This window comes from Micromonospora sp. CA-246542 (genome assembly GCF_050942905.1).
In the GTDB taxonomy this organism is placed as follows: domain Bacteria; phylum Actinomycetota; class Actinomycetes; order Mycobacteriales; family Micromonosporaceae; genus Micromonospora.
The window spans coordinates 933639-954676 of the sequence record NZ_CP192040.1; the positions used below are offsets into that span (position 1 = coordinate 933639).

The following is a 21038-nucleotide window of genomic DNA, read 5'->3' on the forward strand; positions in this document are numbered from 1 at the left end:
TACTTCGCATTGCGCACTAGTGTGCAATGCGTGGACACCACACAGTTGTTGAAGGGCGTGCTCGATCTGGCCGTCCTGGCCGTCCTCCGGGAGGAGGACGGTTACGGCTACGACATCCTGCGCCGGCTCCGCGAGGCCGGCCTGGAGGAGATCGGCGACGCCTCGGTCTACGGCACGCTGCGCCGTCTCTTCGCCGCCGGCCTGCTCACCACGTACGTCGTGCCGAGCGAGACCGGCCCGCACCGCAAGTACTACTCGCTCAACGCCGCCGGGCGTGACCAGTTGACCCGCTCCGGCAAGCTCTGGCGCTCGTTCGCCACCACCATGGACACGCTGCTCGACGATCGGGGGCTGGCGGCATGACCGTCACGGAGCAGGAGATCACCGACTATGTGGCGCGGGTCCGCGCCGCCCTGGCCGACGTGCCGCCCGACCGGCGCACCGAGCTGACCGAGGACCTCGCCGACCACCTCACCGAGGTCGCCGCCGAGGGTGAGGGCACCCTCGTCGAGCGACTGGGTGAGCCGGAGACGTACGCCGCCGAGCTGCGCGCCGCTGCCGGCGTCGGTGTCGGCGGCGGTCGCAACCTGGACCACCGGGTCGCCGCCGCCGTGGTCCGGGTCCGCAGCCGCCTGCGCGCGATCGACTCCCGGCTCGGCCCACCCCTGGGGTACGCGACGGCGAGCGACTTCCTCCGTCTGCTGCGCCCCGGCTGGTGGGTGCTGCGCGGCTACCTGGCGGCCATGCTGCTCACGGTGATCAGCACCGGCGGCAGCTTCGGGGTGCTGCCCCGCTTCGGTGGGGAGTTGCTCGCCGGTCTGATCATGCTGGTGGGCTTCGTGCTCGCCTCGATCTGGCTCGGCCGCCGTTCGGCCCAGCTCACCCGCTGGCCGCGCTCGGCGGTGCAGGTCGGCAGCGCGGTGCTGGTCGTCTTCGCGCTGTCCGCCCTCGTGCAGGCGGAGGACCGGATGCGGTACGGCGACTACGGCTACAACCCGACCTCGGTGGACAACCCGTACGACCGGATCCGGGACGTCTTCGTCTACGACAGCGACGGTCGGCTGGTGGAGAACGCCCGGCTCTTCGACGAGAACGGCAACCCCATCCGCCTCGGTTACCCGGACTGCCTCGAACTCGCCGAGGCGTACAGCAATCCGCTGTTGCGGCCGTACCCGTACTGCCCCGACCGGGCGCCCTTCGGGCCGCCCCGGGGCCCGGACATGCCCGGGGCGCCAGCGGTGCCGACCAGCACGCCGTCAGCAAGCGAGTCACCGACCGTGGCGACGCCGACGGCGAGTCCGAGCGCGACGTCGAGTGACGAGCCGACCCCGACTCCGACCCGGACGAGCTGAGGGGCGATGTGAACCAGATCATGCACACGATGCTGGGAAATAGCTGAACGGACGAGGCGAGCGGGACGGCACCGGAAATCAATGATCGTTACGGTGTCGTCTGCTCATTCATCCCTCGGAAGGAACCCCCGTGTCAGAGCAGGTCGCACCGCCCCCCGCGTCCGACGCAGCGCCGGCCCAGCCGGCCGCCGAGACGCCGGCCCAGCCGGCCGTCGGTACGCCGGCCCAGCCGGCCGTCGAGACGCCGCCGCCGGCCGAGCCGGAGGGTAAGTCCGGTGGGAAGAAGGCACTCGGCATCATCGGCGCGATCGTCATCTTCCTCGTCATCGCCGGCCTGAAGTTCGGCCTCGGAGCGGCCATCGGCAACTTCGTGAACAAGGACGAGACCGCCGACGCGAAGGCCGGCGACTGCATCGCCGAGCTGCCCGAGATCAAGGGCGACAAGGAGGAGGAGGTCGACGGCGCCAAGGTCGTCGAGTGCACCTCCACCGACGCCGCGTACAACGTGGTCGGTCGGCTCGACGGGCAGACCGAGACCCAGGCCAAGTCCGAGACCACCTGCAACGAGTTCTTCAAGGAAGGCGAGGAGGGGTACGTCTTCTACAGCATCGAGTCGGGCAAGAAGGGCTACGTGCTCTGCCTGACCAAGAAGGCCTGATAACACGCCTGAAGCACCGATGACGGCGGCGGGGAACATTCCCCGCCGCCGTCGGCGTACCTGCGGTCACCAGCCGGCGAACGGGAGGTGAATGCCACTGTTCCGACGTCTTCCCGGCCGGGGTCACGGCGTGGCAGGCTACCGGCACGTAGGACCACTGGGCGACCAGCCAACGATGACTGACCGCTAGGAGGACGGCCGATGGGCGACATGGTGAGCTACCGCAGCAACGGGGGCACGAGCGAGGGGTATCTCGCGATACCCGCGAGCGGCACGGCCAGCCCGGCCGTCATCGTCCTGCAGGAGTCGTGGGGCCTGGTCCCGCACATCCGGTCGGTCGCGGACCGGTTCGCCGAGGCCGGCTTCGTCGCCCTCGTGCCGAACTTCCGGCACGACACGGAGACCAGCCAGGCGGCCGAGGCGCAGCACGAGTTGGCGACGCGAGTGGCCGAGGCGGCGAAGGACGTCGCGGACGCCGCCGACTACCTCGCCGGGCGTCCCGAGGTCACCGGCAAGGTCGGCGCGGTCGGGTTCGGCGCCGGTGGCAGCCTGGCTCTCAAGTCGGCGACCCGCTCCGAGCGGATCGTGGCCACCGCGGGCTTCTATCCCGCCCTGTCGTGGGAGTCGATGCGTTCCGACTGGGTCGACTACGCCGGCAAGGCGGCCATCGTCCACTGCTCCGATCAGGACGGCACCTCCACCGACGAGGGTGTGCAGGCCGTACGTCGGGCCGTCGAGGAGGCCGGCGGCACCTGCCAGCTCTACGACTACCCGGGCACCTCGCACGGGTTCTTCGACGACGACCGGCCGGAGGCGTTCGACCAGCGCGCCGCCGCCAGCGCGTGGGCACGCACCCTCGAACTCTTCCGGGCCAAGCTTGGCTGAGTCCCGTACCCCCGATCAGGTCGTCGCCCGTGCCGCGCGGGCGGCGGACCTGGCCGATCTCGACGCGGCGGTCAGCGACTGTTTCGCCTGCCCCCGGCTGGTCGGATGGCGGGAGGAGGTGGCCCGCACCCGGCGGGCCGCCTTCCGCGACCAGGAGTACTGGGGTCGGCCGGTGCCCGGATTCGGGCCCGGCGACGCGCGCATCGCCATCCTGGGCCTCGCGCCCGCCGCGCACGGCGGCAACCGCACCGGCCGGATCTTCACCGGCGACCGCTCGGGCGACGTGCTCTTCGCGGCCCTGCACCGGGCCGGACTGGCCAACCAGCCGACCAGCGTCGCCGCCGACGACGGGCTCACCCTGCGGGACACCCGGATCTTCTCGGCCGTCCGCTGCGCGCCGCCGGACAACAAGCCCACCCCGGACGAACGGGACACCTGCGCGCCCTGGCTGCACCGTGAGGTCACGCTGATCCGACCCACCCTGCGCGTCGTGGTCGCGCTGGGCGCGTTCGCCTGGGCCGCGTGGTGGCCGGTGCTCCGCCACGTGTACGGGCAGCGCCCGCCCAGCCCGCGACCCGCGTTCGGCCATGGGGCACACTGGTCCGGCGCGGCCGTGCCGGAGTTGCTCGGTTGCTACCACGTCAGCCAGCAGAACACCTTCACCGGGCGGCTGACACCGGGGATGTTGGACGACGTCTTCGGCCGGGCCAAGCAGCTGGCCGAAGTGGACTGAGGACGCGTGGGGTGGTGGCGATGACGACCGGAACACGCCCGCCCGCGCCGTCGCCGCCCGCCGCGTCGGGTGTGGTCCGTCCGGTGATCGGCCTGCTGCGCCGTTGGTGGCCGGTGGGTGTGGTGGCGGCCCTGCTCGCGGCGGCCGCGCTCGCGTCCGCCCACTCGTCGATCGGCGCGAGCCGGATCCCGCCGGCCGCCGAGAACGTGCCGTGGGTACCGGAATATCCGACGGACGTGCCGTCGCCGTCGATCCCCGTCGAACCCAGGGACGCCGGCGAGGCCACCCAGGCGCACATCCCGCAGTGGATCGCGACCGTGGCGATGGTCCTGCTCGGGCTGGCGATCCTCGCCGTGCTCGGCTACCTCACCTGGATCCTGCTCCGTGGCGCGCTGCGTCGCACCTCGCGGGCCCTACCGGCGCAGCGGGCCCGGCGTACGGCCGAGGGCACGGCCCGTGAGGTGGTCGCCGCCCTGGACGCCGGCCTGGTGGAGTTGGACGACCAGTCCACCGATCCCCGGGTCGCGGTCATCGCCTGCTGGGTACGCCTGGAGGAGGCCGCCTCCGCCGCCGGTGTGCCCCGGCATCTCGGCGACACACCGACCGACCTGGTCACCCGGTTGCTGCGGGGCGACGAGTCGACAGGTGTCCCGGCGATCGTCAGCGCCGACGTGCTCGCCGAGTTCGCGCACGTCTACCGCGAGGCCCGGTACGCCACGCGTGAGGTCGGTGCGGGCACCCGCGACCAGGCCCGTGCCGCGCTACGGCGGTTGCGTGGCGAACTCACCATCGTCACGACTGGCCCGCCCGGGGTGCCGGCATGAGCGGCAGCGCCAGCATCGACGACCTGCTCACCTTCGAGGAGGAGCGGCCGAGGCACGACGACGGGCGGTCCGGTGGCCGGGCCGGGCGGGTGTTCCGGGCCCTTCTCGGCAACGCGGCCCTGGTCGCCGTACTCGTCGTCGGTCTCCGGGCGGTCGGCCTGCAGATCTCCCTGGCGATCCTGATCGCCGGGGTGTTCGCCGTGTCCGCGGTACGCCGGGTCGCGGCCGCGCTCGCCCCGCCACCCGCGGCGAGGTCCCGTACCCGGCTCGCCCAGGATGACGACGGCACCTGGAACTGGGGTGCCCGGGACGCGCTGCGCGCCGCGATCAACGGCTGGGAACTGCCGCTGGACTGGTCCACCACGCGACCCGAACGCTTCACCGGGGTGATCCTGCCCCGGCTCGCGGAACTGGCCGACGAGCGGCTTCGCCTGAAGCACTCCGTGACCCGTGAGTCGGATCCGGTCCGCGCCCGCGCCCTGCTGGGCGACCGGCTGTGGACGTTCCTGGAAACCCCGCCCCGACGCCCCCCGTCGCCGCGCGACCTCGCGGTGATCGTCGCCGAACTGGAGAAGATCTGATGAACGACGTGGACCGGAGCATGCCCGCCACCGAGGTCGGTCGCCTGGCGCGGGCCGTCCTGGACGCGGTCGGTACCGTCGTGGTCGGCAAGCGCGACGCGTTGGAGCTGGTCCTCGCCGGGATCCTGGCGGGTGGGCACGTGCTCCTGGAGGATCTGCCCGGCCTCGGCAAGACGCTCACCGCGCGCTCCTTCGCGCAGGCGCTCGGGCTGGACTTCCGCCGCCTCCAGTTCACCCCCGACCTGCTCCCCGCCGACGTCACCGGCTCCTTCCTCTACGACCAGCGCAACGGCGACTTCACCTTCCGGGCCGGGCCGGTGTTCACCAACCTGCTCCTCGCCGACGAGATCAACCGGACACCGCCGAAGACCCAGTCCGCGCTGCTCGAGGCCATGCAGGAAAAGCAGGTCTCGGTCGAGGGCGTCACGTACAAGCTGGACGAGCCGTTCCACGTGCTGGCGACCGCCAACCCCATCGAGTACGAGGGCACCTACCCGCTGCCCGAGGCGCAGCTCGACCGGTTCCTGCTGCGGGTCTCCTTCGGCTACCCCCACCAGGAGGAGGAGTGGGAGGTGCTGCGCCGCCGGATGGGCCGCCGCCGCGAGGAGGCGGACATCAAACCGGTGGTGGACGCCGCCACCCTGCGGGCCATGCAGGCCGCCCTGGAGGACGTGGTGGTGGAGGACTCGATCGGCCGGTACATCGTGGCGCTCACGGCGGCCACCCGGGAACACCCGTCGGTGCTGGTCGGCGCCTCGCCGCGTGGCTCGTTGGCGTTGCTGCTGCTGTCCCGGGTACGCGCGGTGTTCGACGGCCGGGACTACGTGGTGCCGGAGGACGTCAAGGCGGTCGCCGCCCCCGCGCTCGCCCACCGGATCACCCTGCGCCCCGAGATGTGGCTGCGCCGCGTCGACCCGGCGTTCGTGGTCGGAGAGGTGTTGGAGGGGACGCCGGCTCCGGCCAGCGGCGCCCTGCCCAGCTACGCCGCCGGCGGGCCCCGGCACTGATGACCGGTCCGACCGCGTCCGCGCCGCGATCCACCGAGCCGGAGTCGAGCGCCGGCTGGGCGCCCACCCCCGCGCTCGGCCGCGCCGTGCTGCTCGCCGGCCTGTTGCTGGTGGCGGGGGTGCTGCTCGGCCGGGTCGACCTCGTCGTGCTGGCGGCACCGATCGCGCTGGGCACCGCGTACGCGCTGCGTCGCCGGCCCACCGCGCTGCCGCAGGTCTGGATCACCAGTGCCGAGGACGGACCGCTGGTCGAGGGCGGCGAGGTGTCGGCGGCGGTGAGTGTCGGCAACCCGGACACGGTCGACTACGACCTCGTGGTGGTGCGGTCGCGGGTCTCGCCGTGGCTGCGGATCGCCCGTGCCGGTTTCGCCGGTGTCGAACCCGTCGCCGCGCCGCCGGCCACCGCCACCTCGCCCGCCTCCGGCCGGAGACGTTCGGCCGCCGACCGGCCGTTCGTGACCTCGGTGCCCAGCGGGGCGGCGGTGGACCTGGAACTGGCCGGGCGGGCTCTGCGGTGGGGTCGGCACCCCGTCGGCCCGGCCGGGGCGCGGGTCGCCGCGGCGGGTGGCCTGCTGGTGTCCCGGGCGGTGATCACCGAACCGGTCGGGGTGCGGGTCTACCCGCGTACCGAGCCGTTCGAGGCGGTGGAGGCGATGCCCCGCGCCGCCGGTCTGGTGGGCGCGCACCACTCCCGCCGTCCCGGAGAGGGCGGTGAGCTGGCCGGAGTGCGGGTCTTCGCCCCGGGCGACCGACTCCGCCGCGTCGACTGGCGGGTGTCGCTGCGCGCCCGGCAGTTGCACGTGGCGGCGACGCTGTCGGACCGCGACGCCGAGGTGGTGGTGCTGCTCGACGTGCTCGCCGAGGCGGGCCGTTCCGGCGGTGTGGACGGTGCCGCGTCCGTACTGGACACCACCGTGCGGGCCACCGCCGCGATCGCCGAGCACTACCTGCACCGGGGCGACCGGGTGTCGTTGTTGGAGTACGGGCCGGGCGCCCGCCGACTGCGGCCCGCCGCCGGCCGCCGGCAGTATCTGACGGTGCTGGAATGGCTGCTCGACGTACGCGCCGAGGCGGCCCAGCACGAGCCGTACGACCAGGTCTTCGGCCCGCAGCTCCTCTCCTCGGACGCGTTGGTGGTGGTCCTCACCCCGCTGCTGGACGAACGGTCGGCGCAGATGCTGGCACGGCTGGCGCGCGCCGGCCGGTTCGTGGTGGCGGTCGACACGTTGCCGGCCGACCTGACTCCGCCGAAGGACCGGGGGTGGGCCGAGGTGGCGTACCGCCTGTGGCGACTGGACCGGGAGACGATGATCGGGCAGCTCCGGGAGCACGGTGTGCCGGTGGTGCGCTGGGCTGGCGCGGGCAGCCTGGACCAGGTGCTGCGGGACGTGGCGCGGCTGGCGACGGCCCCGCGGGTCGGTGCCCGATGAGTGCGATCGGGGAGCGGGTTCGGGCTGTTCAGGACGCCGTGACCCGGATCAGCGCCGTACCGCTGCTGGTGCGGGTCGCCATCTTCGTCACGACGCTGGCCGGTTTCGCGGTGGCGTTTCCCGCCGAGGTCTTGACCGGTCGGCCGCTGCTGTTCCTGGCGGTGGCCGCGCTGCTGCCGGCCGTGGGTCCGCGCCGGTTGTGGCCGACGTTCGCGGCGCTGGTGATGGTGGGTGGCTGGCTGCTCGCGACCGACGGGTACGGCCGGCCGGTGGCGTTGTGGCGGTTGCTCGCCGTCGCCGCGCTGCTGTACCTGGGGCACTCCCTGTGCGCGCTGGCGGCGCTGCTGCCGTACGACGGGGTGGTGGACGCGGGACTGATCACCCGGTGGTTGTCGCGGGTGGCCGCGGTGCTCCTGGGTACGGCCGTGCTGGGGGTGCTGCTGTTGCGGGTGGCGGGTCTTGGTGGCGAGACCGGTCACCAGTGGGTCACCGTGCTCGGGTTGCTGGTGGCGGTGGGTGTCGCCGCGTTGCTGGGTTGGCTGCTGCGACGTCGGTGAACCCGTGATGCAAGAGGGTTACGCAGGTCACAGGGGTTGTGTTCCGTCACAGATGGGGGGCGCGAGCGGGATTACCTGAGCAGGGCGGGGAAAGATAGACGACGTGAATCCGAAGCGGATCCTTGTGGTGGGTGCCGGGCACGTCGGTCTCTACGCCGCCCTGCGCCTGTCGAAGAAGCTCAGCTCCCGTGAGGCTGAGGTCATCGTCGTGGACCCCCAGCCCCACATGACCTATCAGCCGTTCCTCCCCGAGGCCGCGGCGGGGAACATCTCCCCCCGGCACGCCGTGGTGCCGCTGCGCCGTGAGCTGCGCCGGTGCACGGTGGTGGCGGGAACTGTCACGCGGGTCGAGCACGACCGCAAGGTGGCGACCGTGCAGCCGATCGCCGGCCCGGCCCGGGAGATCACGTACGACCACGTGATCGTGGCCCCGGGCTCGGTGTCCCGGACGCTGCCGATTCCGGGCCTGCACGAGCAGGGCATCGGGTTCAAGACCATCGGCGAGGCGATCTACCTCCGCAACCACGTGTTGGACCGACTGGACATCGCGGCCGCGACCCCGGACGCGGAGGTCCGCCGTTCGGCGTTGACCTTCACGTTCGTCGGCGGTGGGTACGCCGGCATCGAGGCGCTCGCCGAGATGGAGGACATGGCCCGGGACGCCCTGCGCTACTACCCGGAGCTGAAGCCGGAGGACATGCGCTGGGTGCTCGTCGAGGCGACCCAGCGGGTGCTGCCCGAGGTCGACCGGGACATGGGCGCCTACACGGTGCAGCAGCTCACGAAGCGCAACATGGACATCCGGTTGGACACCCGCCTGGAGTCCTGTGTCGACGGGGTGGTGAAGCTCTCCGACGGGGACAGCTTCCGGTCCGACACGATCGTGTGGACGGCGGGTGTGAAGCCGTCGCCGATGCTGGACGCGACGGACTTCCCGCGCGACGATCGCCGGCGGGTCACCTGCATCCCCACCCTTCAGGTGGTCGACGGTGACCGGGTGATCGACGGCGCGTGGAGCGCGGGTGACTGCGCCGCCGTGCCGGACCTGACCAAGGAGCCGGGCAACTTCTGCTCGCCGAGCGCGCAGCACGCGGTGCGTCAGGCGGCGCGGATGGCCGACAACATCGTCGCGGTGATCCGTGGTCGTGAGCCGGTCGACTACAAGCACAAGCACGCCGGCAGCGTGGCCAGCCTCGGCCTGCACAAGGGCGTCGCCCAGGTGTACGGCATCAAGATGACGGGTTGGCCGGCCTGGTTCATGCACCGGACGTACCACATGAGCCGGATCCCCTCGTTCAACCGGAAGGTCCGGGTCGTGGTGGACTGGTCGCTGGCGTTCTTCCTCAAGCGTGAGGTGGTCGCGCTGGGCCAGTTGCACGACCCGCGTGAGGAGTTCGTCGAGGCGTCCCAGCCGGTCGGCGCTCCGCGCGTCTGACCCGCGCTGCGGTCCCGCAGCCCCCGTTCCACCGCCGATCTTGCACTTTCTGCGGCGACAATGGCCCCCAAAGCGGTCATTGCGCCATCCGAAAGTGCAAGATCGGCGTCGTTATGGGCGGGGTCGGGGTGGGTCAGACCTTCCAGGTCCAGGCGTCGGCGATCCTGGTCGCCGGGCCGTAGAGCTGCTCCAGGGTCGCCCGCAGGCTGTCGGCGTGCGGGGCGTCGTCGGTCAGTGCCACGCAGGACGCGCCCCAGAAGTCCGCGTCCTTCGCGGCCTGCCGGCGCTGCTCGTCACCGATGGCCGGTTGGTCGCCGCGGCGGGCGACGTCGGCCAGCAGAGCCGAGGTGGGCTGCTTGAAGGTGCCCATGGCGGCGGTGCCACCGCGCCCGTAGGGGCCGATGAAGAACCCCTCGGGCAGGCCGAAGCCGGCGTCGGCGGCGGCCGCCCAGCGCATCGGCCACGGCTCCTTGGGGGTGGGCAGCGGCACCGGGACCAGCACACCACCGGGCTCGACGCACTGCCGCCAGTGTCCGCCGGTGACGAACTCCGGCAGGGCGGGCCGCCCGGCGGTCGGCAGCGGGGTCGGGAAGATCGGCAGGAGAGCCGCGACGACGGCCAGCGGCACCAGCCGACGCGCCCGCCCGGTGCTGCCGAGTGCCCGGTCGACGGCGAGGGTCAGCACCGTCGCGACGATCGGCAGCAGTGCCAGCCCGAACCGCATCGGCAACGCGCCGTCCACCACCGGCAGGCCGGCCAGCAGGGCGTACGGGCCGGGCAGCGCGGTGCGGGTGCCGCCGAGCACCACCTCCGGGCCGAGCGAGAGGGCGCCCATCACGAGGGCCGCCGCCACACACGCCAGGACCAGCCGACGTCGCCCGGCCCAGATCGCGCAGACGGCGGTGACGAGCAGCAGCGGCCAGCCGAGGAAAGTGTTGTACTCGGCCGGGCCGGTGGTGAGGCGCGACGCCTGGTCGCTGCCGGCCACCGACAGCGGTGAGACCGCCCACCAGCTGCTCAGGTCGGCCGAGAAGTAGGCCGGGCTGAACATCCCGTCGGCGACACCCTGCGGTCCGGCGAACTGGAACCACAGCGGGTAGCCGAGCACCAGCATCGCCAGACCGGCGGCGATCGCCAGTCCGCCCGCGAACCCGGGCAGCGCTCTCCGGGCGAGGTTCCGGTCCGCGAGGGCGTACGCGATCGCCATCACCAGCAGCGTGACGGCGCTGAGGAAGAGCACCTCCTCGCCGATGAAGACCTGTGCGGTCACGGCGACCGCCAGCCCGGCCGCGGAGCTGATCATCCGCCGTCGGTCCGGGCCGGCGGGCCGGCCGCGACCCTCGCCGGGGTCGGACGCCCGCAGCAGCCGTACCACCAGCCAGACGATCACCGGCACCAGCCACTGCGCCGTCATGTGCAGGTGGCTGTTGGTCTGCGAGACCATGCCGGGACCGAAGCCGCACAGACCTCCGCCGACCGCGGCGGCGAGCCGGCGGACGCGCATCGTCCGGTGGAACAGCAGGTACCAGGCGAGGGCGGTGCCGGCCAGGTTGGCGGCGGCGAGCAGCGCGAAGGAGGTGGGCGCACCGAACAGCAGGGTGACCGGGGCGCAGAGCACACCGAGCGCGATGATCGTGGTGTTGGCCATCAGGTTGACGCCGTCCGGAGCGTTGAGCCGGTCGGTGAGCAGGTGGAAGTCACCGAGCAGCGCCCGTGCGTCGACGGCCAGGAACCATTCGTAGAGCGTCTGGTCCTCGGGGTTGAGCGCCAAGGTGCGCCCACCCGGGTCGGGCCACAGCCCGTGGGTCAACCAGCCGGCCAGCGCCACCCACACGAGGGCGACCAGTAGATCCGTCCGATGGTGGCGGACGGCCGTGCGCAGCCGTCCGGCCCCGCTCGCGCGCTCGACCGGATCGGCGAGGCGGACCGCCTGGTCAGGGGCGGCATCGGGGGCCGTGGGGGCTGCGCTGCTCACGGCATCGACCCTAATGTGGCCAAGCCGGCGGGGTACGCCGGGTCGCCGCAGACCGGCTACGGTGACACTGCACCGTGCGTGTCGACGCGCGGGTGCCACCCGCCCGGGTGGTGGAACGGCAGACACGGCCGCCTTAAAAGCGGCTGCCGAAAGGCGTGCGGGTTCGACCCCCGCCCCGGGCACCATCCGCCACGGCCTCGCGTTCCCATTCGTGATCACCAGGAGTGGGTCGGGCAGTTTACTCTTGGGGGGCACGTTCACGTGCAAACGACCCCCTGAGGGAGGCCAGACAGTGAAGACCTCGAACCCGGTGCTCGCCCGGCTCGGCCAGGCGGCCGAGCGGGAGCGCTCCGCCGGGTACGCACCGACCGGGCCGTACGGACAGCCCGGCATTCCGCAGCAGTACCCGTCCCAGGCCGGCTACCCGGCCGCGCCGCCCGCCGTGGCGCCGATGACCGTCGACGACGTGGTCGTCAAGACGGTCGCCCTGCTCGGCATCCTCGGCGTCACCGCCGCGGCCGCCTGGGTGCTCGTGCCCGACTCGCTCCTCGGCGCCGCCTGGATCGGCGCGGCGGTGGTCGGCCTGGTGCTGGGCTTGATCATCTCGTTCTCCCGGATGGCCAACCCGGCGCTGGTCATCGCGTACGCGGTGGTCGAGGGCGTCTTCGTCGGCATGGTCAGCAAGGCGTTCGAGACCTTCTACGACGGCATCGTGCTCCAGGCCGCCGTGGCGAGCTTCGGCATCTTCTTCGTGATGACGATGGTCTACAAGGCGAAGATCATCCGGGCCACCCCGATGTTCGTGAAGATCGTGTCGACGGCCATCATCGGCCTCGCCGCGGTGATGCTGATCAACCTGGTGCTGGCGCTGTTCGGCGTCAACACGGGTCTGCGGGACGGCAGCCCGCTCGCGATCGGCTTCAGCCTCGTCTGCATCGTGGTCGCGTCGCTGAGCTTCGTGCTCAGCTTCAAGGAGATCGAGGACGGCGTCCGGATGGGCCTGCCCCAGCGCTACTCCTGGGTCGCCGCGTTCGGCATCCTGGTCAGCCTGGTCTGGCTCTACATCGAGATCCTGCGCCTGCTGAGCTACTTCCAGGGCGACGACTGACCTCGTCCGCCCCGCTGACCGGCGCCCGCTCCCGCTTCCTGCGGGGGCGGGCGCCGTCGTCCGCGCCGTTTCGCCGCCACCGCCGGGCCGTCCGGGGCAGAGTGAATCTCCTGGGGGTACGGGCGGAGGAGGCGACGGTGCGCAGCGACAACCCGGTGCTCAAGCGGCTGGACGAGACCGGCCGGTTGGAGTCCCGGGTGGTCAGCTCACGCGACGTCGAGCCGATGACGGTCGACGACGTCGTGGTGCGTACCGTCGGACTGCTCCTGCTCACGGGCGCGACCGCCGCGGTGTCCTGGGCGGTGGCGCCCGACGCGGTGTGGTTGGGCGCGGCCCTGGCCGGCACCGCCCTCGCCTCGATCGTGCTGGTCCTGGTCATCTCACTGCGGGGGATCACCAATCCGGTGCCGATCATCGGCTACGCGCTGCTCCAGGGGCTGCTGCTCGGGGTGGCCAGCCGGGCCTTCGAACAGGTCTACCCGGGGATCGTCGTGCAGGCGGTGGCCGGCACCTTCGGTGTGTTCCTCGGCATGGCCGCGCTGTACCGGGCCCGGGTGATCCGCGCGACCCCCCGACTGGCCCGGCTCGTGATCGGCACGCTCCTCGGCATCGCGGTGCTGAGCGTGGTCAACCTCGTCTCCTACCTGATCTCCGGCCGGTCGGGGTTGGCGGTCTACAGCGTCAGCGGGGAGGTCGGCTGGTTGCCGTACGCCTTCTCGGTGGTGGCGATCATCGCGGGCGCGTTCAGCTTCATCCTCGACTTCGACCTGGTCGAGCGTTCGGTGCGCGACGGTCGACCCCGCCGGTACGCGTGGCTGAGCGCCTTCGGTCTGCTGACCGGCCTGGTGTTCCTCTACTGGCAGTTGCTGCGGCTGCTCAGCTACCTGCGCCGCTGACCGACCGTCCGCCGTTCGGCCGTAGACTCGGCGCGGTGAGCGTAACGGAGTTGGAGCAGGCCGTGCGGTCGCTGGTCGGCCAGGTCGGGCACTGGGAACAGCCGCGCTGGGCCGCGACCGCGACCACCGGCAACGTGCCCCGCGCCGACCTGGTGCACCGTCTGGTGCAGGAGGTCGCCAACCTCGCCGCCGACGCCGAGGGGCAACCACGTCGCACCGTGCCCCGGCTCGACAACGACCTGGCCCTGCCCGACCAACTGCGGGTGGTGACCGCCGACCTGCTCGCCACTGGGGCCGACGCCGAGGTGCTGGCGCGGGCCGCCGCCGAGGTGACGGCGACCCGCAACGCGCTCTGAGCCGCTAGGCGCACCCGGTGCCGCGCGCCGGGCGCGCTCGAATCGTCAGCTCAGCCGTTCGAGGACCATCGCCATGCCCTGGCCGCCGCCGACGCACATGGTCTCCAGACCGATCGTCTTGTCGTGCCACTCGAGGGCGTTGAGCAGGGTGCCGGTGATCCGGGCGCCGGTCATGCCGAACGGGTGCCCGACCGCGATCGCGCCGCCCATCACGTTCAGCTTCTCCTCCGGGATGCCCAACTGGCGGTAGGAGGGGATGACCTGCGCGGCGAACGCCTCGTTGATCTCGACCAGGTCGACGTCGTCGATGGTCATGCCCGCCCGGCGCAGTGCCTGCCGGGACGCCTCGACCGGTCCGAGGCCCATGATCTCCGGCGACAGCGCGGTGACGCCGGTGGAGACGATCCGGGCCAGCGGGGTCAGACCCAGTTCCTCGGCCCGCTGGGCGCTCATCACCACGACGGCGGCGGCCCCGTCGTTGAGGGGGCAGCAGTTACCCGCGGTGATCCGGCCGTCCGGGCGGAACACCGGCTTCAGCCCGGCGACCGCGTCGAGGGTGACGCCGGCCCGGGGACCGTCGTCGGTGCTCACCACGGTGCCGTCGGGCGTGGTGACCGGGGTGATCTCCCGGGCCCAGAAACCGTCGGCGATGGCCTTTTCGGCGAGGTTCTGGCTGCGTACCCCGAACTCGTCCATGTCGGCGCGGGTCACGTCGTACACCTGGGCCAGGTTCTCCGCGGTCTGTCCCATGGTCAGGTAGATGTCCGGCAGGTCGCCGCTGTCGCGCGGGTCGGTCCACACCTCGGCGCCGCCCTGGGCGCGGCGCTTCGAGCGCTCGGCCGCGGACGCGAAGCGCGGGTTCTCCCAGCCGCCGCCGACCAGCGCCTGCGCATCCGGCGGCAGACCGTCGGAGCTGCCGCGCGCGTACCGGGAGACCATCTCGACCCCGGCGGAGACGAACACGTCGCCCTCGCCGGCGCGGATCGCGTGCAGGGCCATCCGGGTGGTCTGCAACGACGAGGCGCAGTAGCGGGTCAGCGTCGCGCCGGGCACGGTGTCCAGGCCGAGCAGGGTGGCCACCACCCGGGCCATGTTGAAGCCCTGTTCACCGCCGGGCAGGCCGCACCCGAGGTAGATGTCGTCGATGGTGCTCGCGTCGAGCTGGGGGATCTTGTCCAGGGCGGCCTGGACGATGGTCGCGGCGAGGTCGTCGGAGCGGACATCGCGCAGAGACCCCTTGTGGGCCCGGCCGATGGGGGAGCGGGCGGTAGCGACGATGACGGCGTCGCGGGACGACTCAATCGGCATGGGCCAACGTTAACCCGCCGGTAACATGGCGCGGAAGAAGCGGGCGCGGCGGGAAATGTCACCCTCGCCGGACGCGCGTCACCGCCGGGAGGCGACCGCCGCGGCGGCCACGATGGCCGGTAGCAGGGCGTGCGCCCACACCCGGTAGCCGTCGGCCGACGGGTGAAAACCGTCGTGGCACAGCGTGCCCGCGTCGGCTCGGAACACCGGACCGGTCTCGGTGGCCAGGTCGACCACCGTCCCGCCCGCCTCCAGCACCGCCGTGGTCTGCGCGCGGGCCATCCGCCGCCCGGACCAGCCGACGAGCTGCCGCAGCGGCGGCGCGATGGCGCGTACGGCCCCGAGGTCGGGGCAGGTGCCCACCACCACCTCGACGCGCGCCTCCCGCAGCCGGTGCACCGCCGCTCCCAGGTACGCGGACGCGTCGCCGGGCCGGCGCAACCCGGTGGCGTCGTTCGCACCGATCAGGATCAGCGCCACGTCGGGTCGCTCGCCGAGCAGGGCCCGGGCGACCTGGGTGGTCAGGTCGGTGGAGCGGGAGCCCGAGACGCCGACGCTGGACAGGTGTACCCGGCGGCCGGACGGTCCCTCCGCGAGCAGATTGGCCAACTGCCCGCCGATGGTGTCGTCGAGGCGGTCGACGCCGACACCCAGCGCCGACGAGTCACCGAGCAGCACCAGGCGCAGCGGCGCGGCGTCGGCCCGGCCGATCGTGGCGCGCAGGGCCAGCCCCAGCTCCGGCTGGGCGTAGCGCCGGTGCCGCGCGACGAACGCCTCGCCGGCCAGGACGGCGGCGCCGCCCACCGTGCCGGCCAGCAGCGAGAGCACCGCCGCCCGACCCAGCCGGCCGGGGAAGCCGGCGGTCACGCCTCGCTCGCTGCGCTCGTTCATGCCAGTCCCTCCAATGTCGAGGTGTCCGCGGAACCAGCCTGCGGCACCGCGTGCACACCGAAGAACGCCCGGCGACGCAACTGCGCCCACCGGCCGGCCGGCCCCCGGTCGTGGCCCCGGACCTGGGCGCCGCTGACCTCGGTGCCGGCGTGCCGGGCCGCCTCCTGCGCGGCCTCTGGCAGCGACCGTACGCCCTCGCCCCGCGCCGGTGTGACCCGTCGTTCCTGCCCCGCGCCGAGCGCGGACAGCATCGTCGGCAGCAGGGCGGCGGCGGCCATGGCGTACCCCTCGGCGGAGGGGTGGAACCGGTCCCAGGCGAACATCCGCAGCGGCTCCGCCGCGAACCGCGGGCCGAGCAGGTCGCCCAGGGACACCGTCCAGCCGCCCGCCTCGACCACGGCCACCGTCTGCGCGGCGGCGAGCTGGCGACTCCACCGGTGCGCCAGCCAGCGCAGCGGTGGCTGGATCGGCCGGATCGCGCCGAGGTCGGGGCAGGTGCCGACGACCACCTCGCATCCGGCGGCGCGCAGCGAGCGGACCGCCTCGACCAGGTAACGCACGGCCAGGCCACGCGGGGTGCGGTTGGTGATGTCGTTGCCGCCGATGAGGATCACCGCGATGTCCGGGGAGCACTCGAGCGCCGCCTCCACCTGGTGACGCAGGGCCGCGGAGATGGCCCCGACCACCGCGAACCGGCGCAGCTGCACCGGCCGGTGCAGCCGCCGGGAGAGGCCGGTGGCGAGCAGCGCTCCGGGTGTCTCCCGGCGGCGGTGCACGCCGTAGCCGGCCGCCGACGAGTCACCGAGCACGACCATGGTGAGGGCGGGGCCGGGGAACTTCGCGCCGTACGTCCCGTCGCAGCGTGGCGGGGGCGCCTCGGCCATCGGAATGGTGCGCCGGGCCTGGCGGGCCTGGCCGAGCAGCACGCCGCCGGTCGCCATCGCGGCCGCCGCGGTGGCGCCCGTGCCGATCGCCGCCAGTCGGGCGATCCGCCAGGCCTGCCGCCAGCGCGGACCAACGGGTACGACAGAACCAGCCACCCCCATATGGCGACATTATCGCGCCGGCCCGACACACCGCTGTCGTCGTCACGGCTCGCGGATGCCTGGAAACCGACGCGACGGGGTACCTGTCCGGTGGAGGCCGGCCTACTTGCGCCGACCCGCCACGCTGATCCGGCGGAGAGGAGCGCGACGATGGGGAAGACACTGAAGCGCAGCGCGGCGTTCGCGGCCCTGGCGCGGGCATTGATGGCGGGGGCGCGGGGCGGGCCCTCGCTGGGCGCCCGGCTGGCGGCGCTGCCCCGGATGATCCGTGCCACCACCAGGGGCGAGTACGACGGTGGCCTCCGGCTCGCCCTCATGACGGCGGCCACGGCGTACATCGTCTCGCCCATCGACTTCCTGCCGGAGATCCCGCTGGCGATCTTCGGGCTGGCCGACGACGCCGTCATGGTCACCTGGCTGGCGGGCAGCGTGCTCTCGGAGACCGACCGTTTCCTGGAGTGGGAGGCCCGGCGCAGCTCGGTCATCCCCGGGGGTCTGGTGCACTGACGGCACGTACGCTGGGCGGCGAGGATACGTCTGCCCGGCCGCCGTCGCCGGCGCCGCAACGAAGGGCACACCGTGCAGTACTACGACAACGTCGTCGACATGATCGGCAACACTCCGCTGGTCCGCCTGCGGAGCGTCACCGAGGGCATCCAGGCCACCGTGCTCGCCAAGGTGGAGTACGTCAACCCGGGCGGCTCGGTTAAGGACCGGATCGCCCTGCGCATGGTGGAGGACGCCGAGGCGGCCGGCCTGCTCAAGCCCGGCGGCACCATCGTCGAGCCGACCAGTGGCAACACCGGCGTCGGGCTGGCCCTGGTGGCCCAGCTCAAGGGCTACCGGTGCGTCTTCGTCTGCCCCGACAAGGTCAGCCAGGACAAGCAGGACGTGCTGCGGGCGTACGGCGCCGAGGTGGTGGTCTGCCCGACGGCGGTCGCCCCGGAGGACCCGCGCTCGTACTACAACGTGTCCGACCGGCTGACCCGCGAGATCCCCGGCGCGTGGAAGCCCGACCAGTACAGCAACCCGGCGAACCCGCGCTCGCACTACGAGACCACCGGTCCGGAGCTGTGGAAGCAGACCGAGGGCGGGCTCACCCACTTCGTGGCGGGCGTCGGCACCGGCGGCACGATTTCCGGCATCGGGCGGTACCTCAAGGAGGCCTCCGACGGCCGGGTGAAGATCGTCGGCGCCGACCCGGAGGGTTCGGTCTACTCCGGCGGCACCGGCCGGCCGTACCTGGTGGAGGGCGTCGGCGAGGACTTCTGGCCCGAGACGTACGACCGGGGCGTCGCCGACGAGATCATCGAGGTGTCCGACAAGGCGTCGTTCGAGATGACCCGGCGGCTGGCCCGCGAGGAGGGGCTGCTGGTCGGTGGCTCCTGCGGGATGGCCGTGGTGGCCGCGCTGGAGGTGGCGCGCAGGGCTGCCCCGGAAGACGTCGTGGTGGTGCTGCTGCCGGACGGCGGCCGGGGCTACCTCTCGAAGATCTTCAACGACTCGTGGATGGCCCGGTACGGCTTTCTCGACAACTCCGGCGCCGAACCCACCGTTGCCGACGCGCTGGCCAGCAAGCCGGGCGGCCTGCCCGAGTTGGTGCACGTGCACCCGACCGAGACGGTCCGCGACGCGATCGACTACATGCGCGAGTACGGCGTCTCGCAGTTGCCGGTGCTCAAGGCCGAGCCGCCGGTCGTGACCGGCGAGGTCGCCGGCTCGATCGCCGAGCGGGACCTGCTCGACGCGCTGTTCACCGGCCAGGCTCACCTGCACGACACCATCGAGCGGCACATGGGCGACCCGCTGCCGATGATCGGTGGTGGCCAGCCGGTCAGCGAGGCCGTGGGCCTGCTGGAGAAGTCCGACGCCGCCCTCGTCCTGGTCGACGGTAAACCCAAGGGCGTGCTGACCCGCCAGGACCTCCTCTCCCACCTGGGCGCCCACTAGCTGCCTCCTGCGCCACACACTGCCCGCTCGCCCGCCCCCGCCTGCCCGCCCCCGCCCCCGCCGGCGGCGGGCGGCGGGTAGCCGGGTGGGCGCCGGACCCCCACCCCCTCGCGCCTCCTTTGCTCTGCTTCAACCCAGGCAACACAAACGCCCGGTAACTGTCGCCTCTGTTGAAGCAGAGCAAAGGGGCCGAGGTAGGGGTGGCCGCCTGCTGCCGGATCGTGGTCAGGGGCGTTGGGCGGGCCTGCCGCCAGGACTTCGTTAGAGGGGTCGGGTGTAGCGGAGTTGGGGAGCCAGGGCGGTGCCCATGTGCTCCTCGCGTTCCGCTCCCGTCGACGTCCAGCCGCCGCGTTCGTAGAAGGAGCGGGCGCGGGCGTTGTCCCGCAGCACCCAGAGCACCGCGCGACGCCAACCACGGTCACGCATGGCGTCGAGCGCGTCCACCATCAACGCGCGACCGGTGCCCCGCCCCTGCTCGGCCGGGTCCAGGTGGATCGCGTTGAGCAGTCCGGTCGTCGGGTCGTCCTCGTCGTCCGGCCCCACGTAGCTGAACCCGACGAGCGCGCCGACTCGTTCCGCCACGATCAGCCGGTGGGTGTCGCGCTCCCAGCTCCACCGCTCGACCCAGTACCGTCCCATCGCCTCGCCGGTCGGTTCGGCCAGCGCCTCGGCCGGCAGGAACGAGGAGTATGCGGCCACCCGGGACCGTTGGTGCAGGGCACCGACCCCCATCATGTCGTGATCGGTGGCGGGACGGAGCGTGACAGTCACCCGGCCGAGGCTACCCGGCGCGGCGGCACCTGCACGGTGGTCAGGTCCTCGGCGATGACCAGGTCCCCGTCGAAGTGCGCGCGAGCCTCGTCATGGAACCGGCGCGGGTCGGGATAGCGCTGGGAGAAGTGCGTCAGCACCAGCGTGCGTACCCCCGACTCGGTCGCCACCCGCGCGGCCTGCGCCGCGGTCAGGTGGCCGACCTCGGCGGCCAACGCGGCCTCCGACTCCAGGAACGTCGACTCGATGACCAGCAGGTCGGCGTGCTCGGCCAGGGCGTACACGCCGTCGCAGAGGCCGGTGTCCATGACGAAGGCGAACCGCTGCCCGGGTCGGGGCTCGCTCACCTCGTCCCGGGTGACGCGACGCCCGTCGAGGTCCAGGTGGCCGACGCGGATCAGCTCGCCGACGGCCGGGCCGGCGATGCCGTACGAGGCCAGCCGCTCCGGCAGCATCCGGTAGCCGTCCGGCTCGACGAGCCGATAGCCGTACGTCTCGATGGGGTGCCGCAGCCGGCGGGCCTCCAGCGTCCCGCAGCGCAGGGCGATCCGCTGCCCGTCGGTCTCGATCGGCGTTACCGCCAGCTCGGCGCTCTCGTAGAAGGAGGTGGCGTGCCGCAGCCGGGCGAAGTACTCGGTGCCGCCGGCGGGGAAGTGCACGGCGACCGGATGCGGGACCCGGTCCAGCGAGAGCCGCTGGATCGTGCCGGGCAGACCGAGGCAGTGGTCGCCGTGGAAGTGCGTGACGCAGATCCGGGTCAGGTCGCTGGCGGTGACGGTGGTGTGCAGGAGTTGGCGCTGACTACCCTCGCCCGGGTCGAAGAGGATCACCTCGTCGTCCCAGTGCAGCACGTAACCGTTGTGGTTGCGCTGCCGGGTGGGGGTCTGGCTGGCCGTCCCGAGAATCACCAGCTCGCGCATCGACACGCTGATCTCCCACCGATATGAAGCGACCCCCGGGGCGCTCCACGCTGTCGCGTGGGCCGGCTGGACTAAGCCGGCACCCCGGGGGTCGGGTGGCTGTCGTGGTTTTCGCCGCACCGCTGCCACACGGTCTCGACGGTCGTACTGGTTGCCCGCCTCGCGGCGGACGATCACTGTCGAGGACAGCGGCTAGCGGACAGCCACCTCACGAGTCCGATTGCTATACAAGTCTGGACCACCTCCTTTCACGTGTACTGCCACGCTATCGAGTCCCCGAGGGGCTCGGCAACGGATTTCGATCACAGGGCCGAACGGGAATGCCCGGCCGCCGTGTCGGCGGCCGGGCATCAGG

General features: G+C 72.5%; 22 protein-coding genes and 1 tRNA gene. 17 read left to right on the forward strand and 6 right to left on the reverse strand.

Going from position 1 to position 21038, the window contains the following annotated elements:
* The first annotated feature begins 30 nt into the window (after positions 1–30).
* The 11 genes from ACQP0N_RS04510 to ACQP0N_RS04560 all read left to right on the forward strand — a co-directional run bounded on the left by ACQP0N_RS04510 (position 31) and on the right by ACQP0N_RS04560 (position 9462).
* Positions 31–363: a PadR family transcriptional regulator gene (locus tag ACQP0N_RS04510; RefSeq protein ID WP_007455685.1), complete on the forward strand. Its 333-nt coding sequence runs from the start codon at positions 31–33 to the stop codon at positions 361–363.
* Complete coding sequence (locus tag ACQP0N_RS04515) at positions 360–1352, forward strand: HAAS signaling domain-containing protein (RefSeq protein WP_433117776.1); 993 nt, start codon at positions 360–362, stop codon at positions 1350–1352. The genes ACQP0N_RS04510 and ACQP0N_RS04515 overlap by 4 nt, the downstream gene beginning before the upstream one ends.
* Before the next feature lie 130 nt (positions 1353–1482).
* Positions 1483–2010, forward strand: a complete 528-nt coding sequence (locus ACQP0N_RS04520) for an LppU/SCO3897 family protein (RefSeq protein ID WP_433117777.1) — start codon at positions 1483–1485, stop codon at positions 2008–2010.
* A gap of 201 nt (positions 2011–2211) precedes the next feature.
* Entirely contained in the window at positions 2212–2895 is a 684-nt protein-coding gene (locus ACQP0N_RS04525; RefSeq protein ID WP_433117779.1) for a dienelactone hydrolase family protein, read from the forward strand.
* Positions 2888–3628, forward strand: coding sequence for a uracil-DNA glycosylase (locus tag ACQP0N_RS04530; protein ID WP_357130111.1), 741 nt, complete (start codon positions 2888–2890; stop codon positions 3626–3628). The genes ACQP0N_RS04525 and ACQP0N_RS04530 overlap by 8 nt, the downstream gene beginning before the upstream one ends.
* A 20-nt stretch (positions 3629–3648) precedes the next feature.
* Positions 3649–4452: a DUF4129 domain-containing protein gene (locus tag ACQP0N_RS04535; protein ID WP_433117781.1), complete on the forward strand. Its 804-nt coding sequence runs from the start codon at positions 3649–3651 to the stop codon at positions 4450–4452.
* On the forward strand, positions 4449–5033 hold the full coding sequence (locus tag ACQP0N_RS04540; protein ID WP_357130105.1) for a hypothetical protein: 585 nt from the start codon (positions 4449–4451) through the stop codon (positions 5031–5033). Before ACQP0N_RS04535 ends, ACQP0N_RS04540 begins: the two co-directional genes overlap by 4 nt.
* Positions 5033–6040: an AAA family ATPase gene (locus ACQP0N_RS04545; protein WP_355048839.1), complete on the forward strand. Its 1008-nt coding sequence runs from the start codon at positions 5033–5035 to the stop codon at positions 6038–6040. The genes ACQP0N_RS04540 and ACQP0N_RS04545 overlap by 1 nt, the downstream gene beginning before the upstream one ends.
* Positions 6040–7470 carry a DUF58 domain-containing protein gene (locus tag ACQP0N_RS04550; RefSeq protein WP_433117783.1) on the forward strand — a complete coding sequence of 477 codons (1431 nt, stop codon included), beginning with the start codon at positions 6040–6042 and terminating at the stop codon, positions 7468–7470. Before ACQP0N_RS04545 ends, ACQP0N_RS04550 begins: the two co-directional genes overlap by 1 nt.
* Positions 7467–8027: a hypothetical protein gene (locus tag ACQP0N_RS04555; protein ID WP_433117785.1), complete on the forward strand. Its 561-nt coding sequence runs from the start codon at positions 7467–7469 to the stop codon at positions 8025–8027. The genes ACQP0N_RS04550 and ACQP0N_RS04555 overlap by 4 nt, the downstream gene beginning before the upstream one ends.
* A 103-nt stretch (positions 8028–8130) precedes the next feature.
* Entirely contained in the window at positions 8131–9462 is a 1332-nt protein-coding gene (locus tag ACQP0N_RS04560; RefSeq protein WP_433117786.1) for an NAD(P)/FAD-dependent oxidoreductase, read from the forward strand.
* A 133-nt stretch (positions 9463–9595) separates the two neighbouring features.
* Here the strand turns inward: ACQP0N_RS04560 and ACQP0N_RS04565 are convergent, their stop codons facing one another.
* Positions 9596–11437, reverse strand: a complete 1842-nt coding sequence (locus tag ACQP0N_RS04565) for a hypothetical protein (protein WP_433117788.1) — start codon at positions 11435–11437, stop codon at positions 9596–9598.
* A gap of 101 nt (positions 11438–11538) precedes the next feature.
* Here ACQP0N_RS04565 and ACQP0N_RS04570 point away from each other — a divergent pair.
* The 4 genes from ACQP0N_RS04570 to ACQP0N_RS04585 all read left to right on the forward strand — a co-directional run bounded on the left by ACQP0N_RS04570 (position 11539) and on the right by ACQP0N_RS04585 (position 13797).
* Positions 11539–11622, forward strand: a tRNA-Leu gene (locus ACQP0N_RS04570).
* Positions 11623–11729: 107 nt separating this feature from the next.
* A complete protein-coding gene (locus ACQP0N_RS04575) occupies positions 11730–12545 on the forward strand; it encodes a Bax inhibitor-1/YccA family protein (protein ID WP_433117790.1) in 816 nt (271 codons plus the stop codon).
* A gap of 137 nt (positions 12546–12682) precedes the next feature.
* Complete coding sequence (locus tag ACQP0N_RS04580) at positions 12683–13441, forward strand: Bax inhibitor-1/YccA family protein (protein ID WP_433117792.1); 759 nt, start codon at positions 12683–12685, stop codon at positions 13439–13441.
* A 35-nt stretch (positions 13442–13476) separates the two neighbouring features.
* Positions 13477–13797, forward strand: coding sequence for a hypothetical protein (locus tag ACQP0N_RS04585; RefSeq protein WP_433117794.1), 321 nt, complete (start codon positions 13477–13479; stop codon positions 13795–13797).
* A 45-nt stretch (positions 13798–13842) separates the two neighbouring features.
* On the opposite strand, the gene ACQP0N_RS04590 is transcribed toward ACQP0N_RS04585, so the two are convergent.
* From ACQP0N_RS04590 to ACQP0N_RS04600, 3 genes are all read right to left on the reverse strand, one after another.
* Positions 13843–15105: an acetyl-CoA C-acetyltransferase gene (locus ACQP0N_RS04590; protein WP_433117796.1), complete on the reverse strand. Its 1263-nt coding sequence runs from the start codon at positions 15103–15105 to the stop codon at positions 13843–13845.
* Positions 15106–15183: 78 nt separating this feature from the next.
* Positions 15184–15972: an SGNH/GDSL hydrolase family protein gene (locus tag ACQP0N_RS04595; RefSeq protein ID WP_433121425.1), complete on the reverse strand. Its 789-nt coding sequence runs from the start codon at positions 15970–15972 to the stop codon at positions 15184–15186.
* Between the two features lie 20 nt (positions 15973–15992).
* Positions 15993–17042, reverse strand: a complete 1050-nt coding sequence (locus ACQP0N_RS04600) for an SGNH/GDSL hydrolase family protein (protein ID WP_433117798.1) — start codon at positions 17040–17042, stop codon at positions 15993–15995.
* Between the two features lie 150 nt (positions 17043–17192).
* Here ACQP0N_RS04600 and ACQP0N_RS04605 point away from each other — a divergent pair, with 150 nt between their 5' ends.
* The gene (locus ACQP0N_RS04605; RefSeq protein ID WP_355048830.1) at positions 17193–17549 is read left to right on the forward strand and encodes a YkvA family protein; all 357 of its coding nucleotides are present in this window, start codon (positions 17193–17195) and stop codon (positions 17547–17549) included.
* A gap of 72 nt (positions 17550–17621) precedes the next feature.
* Entirely contained in the window at positions 17622–18992 is a 1371-nt protein-coding gene (locus ACQP0N_RS04610) for a cystathionine beta-synthase (protein ID WP_433117800.1), read from the forward strand.
* 261 nt (positions 18993–19253) lie between these two features.
* Here ACQP0N_RS04610 and ACQP0N_RS04615 read toward each other — a convergent pair whose 3' ends face one another.
* Together ACQP0N_RS04615 and ACQP0N_RS04620 are read right to left on the reverse strand one after the other, a co-directional pair.
* Positions 19254–19763: an N-acetyltransferase family protein gene (locus ACQP0N_RS04615; protein WP_433117802.1), complete on the reverse strand. Its 510-nt coding sequence runs from the start codon at positions 19761–19763 to the stop codon at positions 19254–19256.
* Positions 19760–20689 carry a ribonuclease Z gene (locus tag ACQP0N_RS04620; RefSeq protein WP_433117804.1) on the reverse strand — a complete coding sequence of 310 codons (930 nt, stop codon included), beginning with the start codon at positions 20687–20689 and terminating at the stop codon, positions 19760–19762. The genes ACQP0N_RS04615 and ACQP0N_RS04620 overlap by 4 nt, the downstream gene beginning before the upstream one ends.
* Positions 20690–21038: the final 349 nt, after the last annotated feature.

What these genes read in the sequence shown, in the direction of transcription:
- ACQP0N_RS04515 (WP_433117776.1), top strand. Translation starts at nt 360, where the DNA reads ATGACCGTCACGGAGCAGGAGATCACCGACTATGTGGCGCGGGTCCGC.
- ACQP0N_RS04525 (WP_433117779.1), top strand. Translation starts at nt 2,212, where the DNA reads ATGGGCGACATGGTGAGCTACCGCAGCAACGGGGGCACGAGCGAGGGG.
- ACQP0N_RS04535 (WP_433117781.1), top strand. Translation starts at nt 3,649, where the DNA reads ATGACGACCGGAACACGCCCGCCCGCGCCGTCGCCGCCCGCCGCGTCG.
- ACQP0N_RS04540 (WP_357130105.1), top strand. Translation starts at nt 4,449, where the DNA reads ATGAGCGGCAGCGCCAGCATCGACGACCTGCTCACCTTCGAGGAGGAG.
- ACQP0N_RS04545 (WP_355048839.1), top strand. Translation starts at nt 5,033, where the DNA reads ATGAACGACGTGGACCGGAGCATGCCCGCCACCGAGGTCGGTCGCCTG.
- ACQP0N_RS04550 (WP_433117783.1), top strand. Translation starts at nt 6,040, where the DNA reads ATGACCGGTCCGACCGCGTCCGCGCCGCGATCCACCGAGCCGGAGTCG.
- ACQP0N_RS04555 (WP_433117785.1), top strand. Translation starts at nt 7,467, where the DNA reads ATGAGTGCGATCGGGGAGCGGGTTCGGGCTGTTCAGGACGCCGTGACC.
- ACQP0N_RS04590 (WP_433117796.1), bottom strand. Translation starts at nt 15,105, where the DNA reads ATGCCGATTGAGTCGTCCCGCGACGCCGTCATCGTCGCTACCGCCCGC.
- ACQP0N_RS04600 (WP_433117798.1), bottom strand. Translation starts at nt 17,042, where the DNA reads ATGGGGGTGGCTGGTTCTGTCGTACCCGTTGGTCCGCGCTGGCGGCAG.
- ACQP0N_RS04605 (WP_355048830.1), top strand. Translation starts at nt 17,193, where the DNA reads ATGGGGAAGACACTGAAGCGCAGCGCGGCGTTCGCGGCCCTGGCGCGG.